Annotated in this window: 8 protein-coding genes and 2 pseudogenes; 4 read left to right on the top strand and 6 right to left on the bottom strand. The window is 69.6% G+C overall.

What is annotated here, in order from left to right:
• Positions 1 to 126 precede the first annotated feature (126 nt).
• Positions 127 to 1,245 carry an IS630 family transposase gene (locus ACFV7R_RS43255; RefSeq protein ID WP_385275141.1) on the top strand — a complete coding sequence of 373 codons (1,119 nt, stop codon included), beginning with the start codon at positions 127 to 129 and terminating at the stop codon, positions 1,243 to 1,245.
• On the opposite strand, the pseudogene ACFV7R_RS43260 reads toward ACFV7R_RS43255, so the two are convergent.
• The 3 genes and pseudogenes from ACFV7R_RS43260 to ACFV7R_RS43270 form a co-directional block, all read right to left on the bottom strand.
• Positions 1,242 to 2,232 (bottom strand): annotated as a pseudogene (locus tag ACFV7R_RS43260) (aldo/keto reductase). The gene ACFV7R_RS43255 and the pseudogene ACFV7R_RS43260 sit on opposite strands and share 4 nt — an antisense overlap.
• Positions 2,233 to 2,475: 243 nt before the next feature.
• Complete coding sequence (locus tag ACFV7R_RS43265; RefSeq protein ID WP_385275144.1) at positions 2,476 to 3,237, bottom strand: helix-turn-helix domain-containing protein; 762 nt, start codon at positions 3,235 to 3,237, stop codon at positions 2,476 to 2,478.
• Positions 3,234 to 3,968 (bottom strand): integrase core domain-containing protein, encoded by a 735-nt coding sequence (locus tag ACFV7R_RS43270; RefSeq protein WP_385275147.1) that lies wholly within the window; start codon positions 3,966 to 3,968, stop codon positions 3,234 to 3,236. The genes ACFV7R_RS43265 and ACFV7R_RS43270 overlap by 4 nt, the downstream gene beginning before the upstream one ends.
• A gap of 318 nt (positions 3,969 to 4,286) precedes the next feature.
• Between ACFV7R_RS43270 and ACFV7R_RS43275 the strand changes: the two genes are divergently transcribed.
• The gene (locus tag ACFV7R_RS43275) at positions 4,287 to 4,451 is read left to right on the top strand and encodes a hypothetical protein (RefSeq protein WP_385275150.1); all 165 of its coding nucleotides are present in this window, start codon (positions 4,287 to 4,289) and stop codon (positions 4,449 to 4,451) included.
• Positions 4,452 to 4,548: 97 nt separating this feature from the next.
• Positions 4,549 to 5,061, top strand: coding sequence for a DUF6153 family protein (locus tag ACFV7R_RS43280; protein ID WP_385275153.1), 513 nt, complete (start codon positions 4,549 to 4,551; stop codon positions 5,059 to 5,061).
• Here the strand turns inward: ACFV7R_RS43280 and ACFV7R_RS43285 are convergent.
• A pseudogene (locus tag ACFV7R_RS43285) lies at positions 4,977 to 5,449 on the bottom strand (VOC family protein). The gene ACFV7R_RS43280 and the pseudogene ACFV7R_RS43285 overlap by 85 nt on opposite strands.
• Positions 5,450 to 5,676: 227 nt before the next feature.
• Between ACFV7R_RS43285 and ACFV7R_RS43290 the strand changes: the two are divergent.
• On the top strand, positions 5,677 to 6,672 hold the full coding sequence (locus ACFV7R_RS43290) for a D-cysteine desulfhydrase family protein (protein ID WP_385275156.1): 996 nt from the start codon (positions 5,677 to 5,679) through the stop codon (positions 6,670 to 6,672).
• A gap of 130 nt (positions 6,673 to 6,802) precedes the next feature.
• Here ACFV7R_RS43290 and ACFV7R_RS43295 read toward each other — a convergent pair whose 3' ends face one another.
• Positions 6,803 to 7,399 carry a TetR/AcrR family transcriptional regulator gene (locus ACFV7R_RS43295; protein WP_385275159.1) on the bottom strand — a complete coding sequence of 199 codons (597 nt, stop codon included), beginning with the start codon at positions 7,397 to 7,399 and terminating at the stop codon, positions 6,803 to 6,805.
• 49 nt (positions 7,400 to 7,448) lie between these two features.
• Positions 7,449 to 8,795 (bottom strand): MFS transporter, encoded by a 1,347-nt coding sequence (locus ACFV7R_RS43300; protein ID WP_385275162.1) that lies wholly within the window; start codon positions 8,793 to 8,795, stop codon positions 7,449 to 7,451.
• Positions 8,796 to 9,031 lie beyond the last annotated feature (236 nt).

Genomic DNA, 9,031 nt, shown 5'->3' on the forward strand with positions numbered 1-9,031 from the left:
CAGACAGCACGACTTCGACAGCACGAGGACCCCGAGACGCCATGGAAACAGCCTACAGACTTAAGACCGTCATTTCAGGCGCATCACACTAGTGTGATGCGCCAGTAGTTGATCGTTAGTAGTTGCGTGACTTCTGCTGGTGGTGCGTCAGTTCCTCGTCGGGGCCCGAAGCTGGAACCGTTGCTGCTGTCTGATGACGAGCGGGCGGTGTTGGAGCGGTGGACGCGGCGGGCGACCTCGGCCCAGGCTCTGGCGTTACGGGCGCGGATCGTGTTGGCCTGTGCGGGTCCTGACATCTCGCCCATCGTCGAGGTGGCCAGGAACCTGCGGATTTCCGCCGACACGGTCCGCAAGTGGCGGCGGTTTCTCGCCAAGCAGCTGGACGGCCTGGCCGACGAGCCCCGGCCGGGCAGGCCGCCCACCATCGGGGTCGATCAGGTGGAGGCGGTCGTGGTGGCCACTTTGGAGGAGATCCCGAAGAACGCCACGCACTGGTCGCGCAAATCGATGGCCGAACACAGCGGCCTGTCCAAGTCCACCGTCGGCCGGATCTGGCGGAAGTTCCAGCTCAAGCCGCACCTGACGGACACCTTCAAGCTGTCCACGGACCCGCTGTTCGTGGAGAAGGTCTACGACGTCGTCGGGCTGTACTTCAACCCGCCCGAGGGCGCGGTGGTCCTCTCGGTGGACGAGAAGTCCCAGATCCAGGCCCTTGACCGGTCCCAGCCGGTGCTGCCGATAATGCCGGGCATGCCCGAGCGGCGCACTCATGACTACGGGCGCAACGGCCTGACCACCCTGTTCGCCGCGTTCGATGTGGCTAGCGGCGAGGTCATCAGTGCCCTGCACCGCCGGCACCGGGCGGCGGAGTTCAAGAAGTTCCTGATCAGGATCGACAAGGAGGTGCCCGCGCAGCTCCAGATCCACCTGATCTGCGACAACTACGGCACCCACAAGACGCCCGCGATCAGGACGTGGCTGGCCAAGCACCCCCGCTTTCACAGGCACTTCACCCCGACCGGCTCCTCGTGGATCAGCCAGGTCGAGCGGTGGTTCGGCTTCCTGGCCGACCAGAAGATCCGCCGCGGCGCACACAAGAACGTCCAGGCCCTGGAAGCCGACATCCGCGCCTGGGTCAAGGAGTGGAACGAGGACCCCAAGCCGTTCATCTGGACCAAGACCGCCGAGGAAATCCTCGACTCCCTCGCCCGCTTCTGCCGACGGATCTCCGGCGCAGGACACTAGCGATTGACCGTTCGCATCCCCGCCTCGTCATACCGCTCACCCGCCGCCTCCGGCAGCTCCGCGTCGATGCGGGCCAGGTCGTCCCCGGTCAGCGCGATGTCGACCGCGGCGGCGTTCTGCTCCAGGTAGGTACGGCGCTTGGTACCCGGGATCGGCACCAGGTCCCCGCCCTGGGCCAGCACCCAGGCGATGGCCAGCTGGGCCGGGGTCACGTCCTTCTCGGCGGCGATCTCCTTCACCTTTGCCGCCAGCCGCACGTTCGCCTCCAGGTTGGCGTCCTTAAAGCGCGGGTTCTCGCGGCGCCAGTCGTTCGCGTCCAACTCGTCCGGCGAGGTGAACCGCCCGGCAAGGAAGCCGCGACCCAGCGGCGAGTACGGCACAAAGCCGATACCCAGCTCCCGGCAGGCGGGCAGCACCTCGGCCTCCACGTCCCGCGACCACAGCGAATACTCGCTCTGCACCGCGGTGATCGGGTGCACGGCGTGGGCGCGCCGGATGGTCTCCGCGCTCGCCTCGCTCAGCCCGATGCACCGCACCTTGCCCTCGGCGACCAGCTCGCCCAGCGCGCCGACCGTCTCCTCGATGGGGCACGTTCGGGTCAACCCGGTGCTGGTAGTACAGGTCGATGTGGTCGGTCCCCAGACGCTTCAGAGAGCCGTGGACCGAACTACGGACGTGCTCGGCCGAACCGTCTTGCGGGCCGACCGTGCTGATGTCGCCGGGTACGGCGTCATCCATCCGGTAGTTGAACTTCGTCGCGATCACATAGTCGTCGCGACGCCCCCGGATCGCCTCGCCGACGAGCGACTCGTTGGTGAGCGGCCCGTACACCTGCGCTGTGTCGAGGAAGTTCACCCCGAGGTCCAGGGCGCGCCGGATGGTCGCGATCCCCTCCCTCTGATCGGCGGATCCGTAGAAGGCGGACATGCCCATGCACCCGAGGCCGATGGCCGATACCTGGAGGTCCCGCAGACTGCGCTTCTGCATGCCGTGTCCCAGCCTTTCCTGCACACTCGTTCGTCGTTCCGGCGACACCGAGCCCCTCATCCATCCCGCGACGGATTCCGAGCCCGGCATCCCATGGGGCACACCGGACGGGGGGCCTCGTGTGCCACCGTGTCCACGACGCTACGACCTGGAGCGCACTCGAGGGCAAGTCAGCCGTTCAGGCAGGCCGGCCGAACAGGTCGTTCTCCCGCGCGGGTCCGTAGGGTCTGTCGGTGTGGGGTCTCAGGACTTGCTTGACGGATTGTCGTCAGGAGATCTTTGACGGTCCTTCTGGGTGCCCATGCCTTTGACGTAGAGCCTGGTGATCGGTCCGGGATTCTTGCGGGGCCTGACCGCGAGTTCGTCTTCCCCGTGCAGGATCCGGTAGTGGGTGTCCTCGATGACCACGGTGACGATCTTTCCGGCATGCCGTGGTCCGAGCTTGACGAACTGGCCGTTGATCATGAAGCGGCCGCTCGCGTGCACCTTGCGCTGGGCCCGGATGGCCCCAGCCCGCAGGGGCGGGGTCGGCGCGCTGGACGCCGCTGTCCGCGCCCCGTGGCTCTGCCCCAGACGGTCGGCCGGAACGGGGCACGGCCACGTTCCCATCAGTGCGTTGTCGGCAATGGCGTGCATGAGGTGCCCGTCGAGCCGGAGAGTGATCGTGCGGCCGGCGAGGGCGAATCCGGCCTGGTAGCGGCCGTCGGCCAGGCAGACGATCCCGTCACGAAGGACCTTGCGGTCGACCTCGACCGGATCGCCGGCGGCGAGGACGGCCGCGCCGCTGCGGGCCCTGGGCAGGGCGGCGGGTGCGGGCTCGGGACCAGCCGGACAGGCGCCGTAGCGCATGGTCAGGTAGGCGATGTCCTCCGGCCGCAGCCGGGAAGGGACCGTGGTGACCAGGTGCCCGTCCAGGAGGAAGTGGACGCTGCGGTGATTCGCCCAGACCTTCAGCGTCCTGCCGGCCAGTGCCTGATGGATGCCCACTCGCTGCCTGCCCGTCACCAGGCTGATCTCTCTGCGGGAGGCACCCGCACGTCGAACTCGATCGCGGTCCCTTGCGGCGGCAGGACGGGCGGCTCGACGGCCTCCATGGACAACTCCGGCTCGGCAACTGCCTGTTCAGGATGCTCGTCATCGCCGTGGACGGCAGCGTGGGGGCGGAAGAGATTGACGGGGGTGGCCATGTTCAGGGCCTGATGCGGGCGCTGGTGGTTGTAGGCGTGCACCCAGCCATCGATCGCTTCCTGAGCCGCGGCCAGCGACTCGAACGGCACCACGTGATCGAGGAACTCCTCACGCAGGGTGCGGTGAAAACGTTCGATCTTGCCCGTGGCGGTGGGCGAACGTGGGTTGGTCAGCCGCTGGGTGATGCCGTTCTCCCGGCAGATACGCTCGAACAGCACATCCACCGGCTGCGGGCGCGTGTGGCGGCCGGTGAACTGCTTGCCGTTGTCCGTCAGCACCTCGAAGGACACCCCGTAACGGCGCATCGCGGCGGTGAAGGCCGAGCACACCGCACGGGCGCCGGGCACGGCCACGACGGAGGCGATCACGACGAACCGGGAGTGGTCGTCGATGCCGGTGACCATCTTGCACTCCCGCCCGTCGGCCAGCGGAACCCCGCCGACCAGGTCCAGCTGCCACAGGTGCATGGGCGCTTCGCGCTGCCACCGGCGGTACTTGCGCGGATGCTGCTGTTCCTGGGCGCTGACCAGGCCGTTGCGGGACAGCACCCGGTGGACCGTGGCCCGCGACGGCGCCGACTCCAGCCCGCGACCGGTGAGTTCGTGGGAGATCCGGCGGGCACCCGTGAGGCGGGCCGACGGCGCAGCTCGCAGATCTCCGCCTCGACCTCGGCGGACAGGCGGGTGGGGCTGTTCCACTCCTCGCCCTGGTCCACGCCGCCGAACGGGAACCGGCCCGGCACGACCCAGCGTGCGCGTCGCCGGTGAGCCCGGCCTCGCTCCAGGCCGACCTCGCCAACGCCCAAGCCCGCAACACCCGCCTCGCCGCCCGGGGTCCAGCAGCTGGAGAAACGGCTGTCGGAACTCATGGGCGAGCAGGCCTGGTGCGAGTCCGGGCTGGGCTCTCCCGCCGACATCGACGAACTCCAGCGCACCATCACCCGGCTGGAACAGCACAACGTCGGGCTGGCGTCACGTCTGGAGGAACGGGAGGCCGAGCTCAAAGCCGCCGGGACGCGAACCGAGAGCTGACCCGGGCCCTGAACGCTGCTGATCGGTGCAGCTGCACGCTGTGACGCCAGTCTCTGACGCGTCCGCGTTGGCAGGGGGGTGCCCGTACGATGAGCGCATGACCAGCAGTACCAACAACCGCCCGGACGGGCGGTTGTTGGTACTGCTGGTCATAGCGGTGCTGGCTGGCGTCCTGGGCATGCACGCCCTGAGCCCCGGCGGAGCGCCGGCAGCGCACGGGGACACCGGGTACGAGCTGGTGATGGGCCGGACGGCGGCCGTGCAGCACGCGAGCGGGGGCTGCTCGCACACGGATGTCGATCCGCCTGTGGCGCACGAGGAGTTCGGCGTATGCGGTGAGAGTGTTCTGCGTCAGGAAGCGGCCTTCGGCTATGTCTGCGCCGAGGATCCGGATCGCCTCCTCGGCGCGGCCTGCACGTCCCAGGACCTGGGCCTCAAGCTCCTGCGCGTTCCAGGCGGCATCGTGCCATCGGCCATCGGCGCGTGCGTGCCTGACCCGCTGCGCCAGTCCGTGGCTCAGCGGCGTCAGCGGCCGGGGAAACGCTCCGTGATCTCCTGCAGGACCCAGCCGTTGCCGTCGGGGTCGCTGAAGGTGGCGTACGAGCCGTAGGAGGCGCCGTCGGGTTGGCGTCCGGCGAGCCGCTCCTGGCCCGGCAGGTCGTGGGTGACCGTGCCTCCGGAGTGGCCGTGGAACAGCAGGCCCCCGGCGTCGTGGAACACCTCGCTCACCTCGATGCCACGGCCCAGCAGTTCCGCACGTGCTGCCTCGATGTCACGGACGATCAGGTACAGCCCCTGGGCGGATCCGGGCTCGGCGGGGGTGAGGCCCTTGCCGAAGGTGATCGACGCCTCCGAGCCGGGGGCGTGAGGTGAACCGCGCGCCACTCCCCGGTGGGCGCCTTGTCGACGTCCAGGCGGAAGCCGGCCTTCTCGTAGAAGGCCTTGGCCCGGTCGACGTCGGAGACGGGGAGGACGAGGAGTTCGAGCTTCAGGTCCATTTGTGGCATCCCCTTTCAGGGAGTGGGTGCCGGGACGTATATGCGTCACCTGTTGAACTGGTGACGAGCATGCCGGCATCGCCGTTACCTGTCAAACAAGTGACAGCGTGAGTGCGTGGCGATGCGCAGCCGGAACGGCGGAGGAAGGGGAAAGGCGTCGGCGTGCAGAACGGAACACGTTCAGGGCCGCTCATACGACCGGTAACCCCAGGGCCGATCATGTGTCCATGACTTCCGCAAGCGACGTCCCGCGGCCCGTCCCGCTCGGCACCTGGCCCACCCCGCTGGAGCCCATGCCCCGGCTCGCCCAGGCGCTGGGCCTCGGCGCGGACGACCTCTGGATCAAACGCGACGACCTCACCGGCACGGGCGGCGGCGGCAACAAGATCCGCAAACTGGAGTGGCTGTGCGGGGCAGCGCTCGCCGAGGGGGCCACACACCTCGTGACGACCGGCGCGCCGCAGAGCAACCACGCACGGCTCACCGCGGCCGCGGGCGCCCGCCTCGGACTGGAGACCGCCCTGGTCCTCGCGGGCTCACCGGGTGGGGCGGCCCAGGGCAACCTCGCCCTCGACGCACTGTTCGGTGCCACCGTCGTCTGGGCCGGTGACGTTCACGGCCAGGCCCTCACGGCGGCGGCCGAGGAAGTGACCGCCCGATTGCGGGCGGACGGCGCCGTACCGGCGTTGATTCCCTTCGGCGGCTCCAGCGCGCTCGGCGCGCGCGGCTACGTCACCTGCGGACGCGAACTCCTCACCCAGGCCCCCGACGTGGACACCGTGGTCGTCGCCCTGGGGTCCGGCGGCACCATGGCCGGCCTGGTCGACCCGCTCGGCCCCGAGCGGGTCCTCGGCGTCCACTGCGGCGCCGTACCCGATCCGGCCACCACCGTGTCCGCCTTCGTCTCCGACCTGTCCGGCACACCGCACGCGCCGGGCTCGCTGCGGCTACGGCTCGACCAGGTCGGCGAGGGTTACGGAGTTCTGACCGGCCCCGTCATGGCCGCGATGAACCTCACGGCTCGGACGGAGGGCATCGTGCTCGACCCCGTCTACACCGGCCGGGCGATGGCGGGATTGATCGCGGCCGTGGAGGACGGGGACATCGCGCCCGGCCGGCGCACCGTCTTCCTGCACACGGGCGGCCTCCCCGGCCTGTTCGGCCACACAGCCGCGGTCGAGGCCGCCGTCTCGGACCTCGGCACGAGGAGTCGCACCCTCTGAGACGGGGTGAAGCAGCGTCGGCGGGCCGCCCCGATCACTTTCTTTGCCCCTTCGGGTCAACGTGATCGGGGCGGTCCACCAGGCGCAGTTCCGCGTCACCGATGGCGTCGTGAACGTTCAAAGACACCGATTACCCGGCTGTGGCGGGCCCCGTCAGTGGCGCGGCGTCGAGCAGGTCGGCCGCAGCGGCGCGGGCGGTCGTGGCGGCGGAGGGGTCACGGTCCATCCGCGCGGACTGTTCCGCCCCGTCGTACAGCAGGTGGAGCCGGCGAGCCAGCTCCTCGGGCTCGGCGTACCCGGCCGCGGTGGCCAGGTCGGTGAACAAACCCCGCACCCAGGTGCGGTAGTTCTCCGCGGCGCGGCGGACCACACTGTCCTCCGGCGCCTCGGCGGTGGCCCGCACGAACGCGCAGCCGTTGTACCCGGGTTGGGTGAACGCCTCGCCCAGCGCGTCGAACACGCCGAGCAGTTGCTCCCGCGGGGTACGGAACCGAGTCAGCGTCCGGGTGATCCGGCTGCGGCTGCGCTCGTGACGGAACTCCAGGTAGGCGCAGACAAGGCCTTCTTTGCTTCCGAAAGTGTTGTACAGGGAGGCCTTAGCCACCCCGGCGTGCTCGATGACCCGGTCGATGCCGACGGTCTGGACGCCTTCGCCGTAGAAGAGCTCGTTGGCGGCCTCGAGCAGCCGCTCGCGCGCGGACGCCTTGCTCACGCTGCTGGTCACCATGTCCACCACCGCATCAGACAGACTTGTCTACTTTGTCCCCGATTTCCCGTCACCTCTGCGGGCACCCCGCTGCGGGCGCCACCTCGCGGGGAAGGTCGGCTTCGGGCCGGACCACGGTCACCGCCTCCGCGCGGCGGCCGCTGAGCAACAGCCCGGTCAGCGCCACGAGTGCCAGGGCGATGACGGCGACGCCGTACTCCCTGGACGTCTGCACCAGTCCACCGCCGTGCACGACCAGCACTCCGCCGATCACGGCCGGCACCCCCAGCCCCACGTAGCACACGACGTAGAGCAGGGACAGGACCCCGGCCCGCTCATGCGGCTCCACGCTCGGGACGACCAGCCTGATGCCGCCCTGGAAACCGCCGCCGAAACCGAAGCCGGAGATCGCCCCGCCCACGAAGAACCCGATGACGGAGAGTGTGCCGCCGGCGCCCGAGGCGATGGAGACCAGGGTGATCACCACGCCGAGGACCAGCGCGCCGATGCCGATCAGCATGACGTTCCGCGTCGCCACCTCACGGAGCAGGACGACGGCCAGCCCGGCGGAAGCGGCGAGCACGAAGAGGGGCAGCCCGCCCCACACCACGGAGGTGGAGTGGACCAGCGCCCGGCTGATGGCCGGCCCGAGTGCGGCGTACAGGCCGGTCAGCGCCCACACTGCGAACATCACCGGCGCGGCGATGGCCACCGCGGCACGGACGGACCTGGGCAGCTTGAACTCGGGAGCCATGCTGGCCAGCGCGCCCGGTTTGCGGGTGACCGTCTCGGGCATGGCCAGCACGGCCAGCGCCTGGAGCACGAACACGCCGAGCAGCACCAGGTAGATGAGACGCATGGGGGCCGGCAGGTACTGCACGATCACCCCGGAGACCAGGGCGCCGGCCGCGGTCCCCAGCGTCGGCGCGAGGGAGTTGAGGAAGCCGCCCCTGCGCGCGTCGATGTCGAGCATCCCGGCGCCGAGCGCACCGACGGCCGCCCCGGTACTGATTCCCTGGACCACACGTGCGGTCAGCAGCGCGTCCGCCCCACCGGCGGTGACGAACACCACCATGGCCAGGGCCTGCACGATCAGGGCGACCAACAGCACCGGCCGCCGGCCCATGTGGTCGGAGATCTTCCCGAAGACCAAGAGCGAGAGCAGCACAGCCACCGCGTAGACACCGAAGACGACGGTGACGGTGATGGGCGAGAAGCCCCAGTGCTGCTGGTAGACGGCGTAGAGCGGGGTCGGCGCGCTGGACGCCGCCAGCAGCGACACGACGATCGAGGCGAGCACGCCGATGGAAGCGGTGGGCCCCAGTCGTCGCCAGCGTGGCGATGCCGTGTGCCGGGCCGACTGCCCGACGGAGGCAATTATCGAATCGGGCTGAGGCGTGGTGGGTGCGGAGCTCATGGATCACCCTCATGACTGGACGGCAGCGGGGTCCGCCCAAGGTAGACAGATCTGTCTAGTGAGTGAGCGTGAAGCGCGGGCTTGATATTCCACCCTGGGTGCGCCGGATGGTGCGGCACCTTGCGCAGTCGAAGGCCGACGGCAGACGCGAGGCGCGGGGGCCCACTGGCGGGTATAAAGTGCAGGCGCTGCCGACGAGGGCGCGTGGGTAGCTCTCGGTGGTCGGCGACTCATGC

The sequence above is a fragment of the Streptomyces sp. NPDC059866 genome (assembly GCF_042731325.1).
Taxonomy (GTDB): Bacteria; Actinomycetota; Actinomycetes; order Streptomycetales; family Streptomycetaceae; genus Streptomyces; species Streptomyces flavusporus.

Excerpts from the sequence above, each read along its gene's own strand:
- ACFV7R_RS43275 (WP_385275150.1), top strand. The coding sequence starts at position 4,287 with ATGGGCGAGCAGGCCTGGTGCGAGTCCGGGCTGGGCTCTCCCGCCGAC.
- ACFV7R_RS43280 (WP_385275153.1), top strand. The coding sequence starts at position 4,549 with ATGACCAGCAGTACCAACAACCGCCCGGACGGGCGGTTGTTGGTACTG.
- ACFV7R_RS43290 (WP_385275156.1), top strand. The coding sequence starts at position 5,677 with ATGACTTCCGCAAGCGACGTCCCGCGGCCCGTCCCGCTCGGCACCTGG.
- ACFV7R_RS43295 (WP_385275159.1), bottom strand. The coding sequence starts at position 7,399 with ATGGTGACCAGCAGCGTGAGCAAGGCGTCCGCGCGCGAGCGGCTGCTC.
- ACFV7R_RS43300 (WP_385275162.1), bottom strand. The coding sequence starts at position 8,795 with ATGAGCTCCGCACCCACCACGCCTCAGCCCGATTCGATAATTGCCTCC.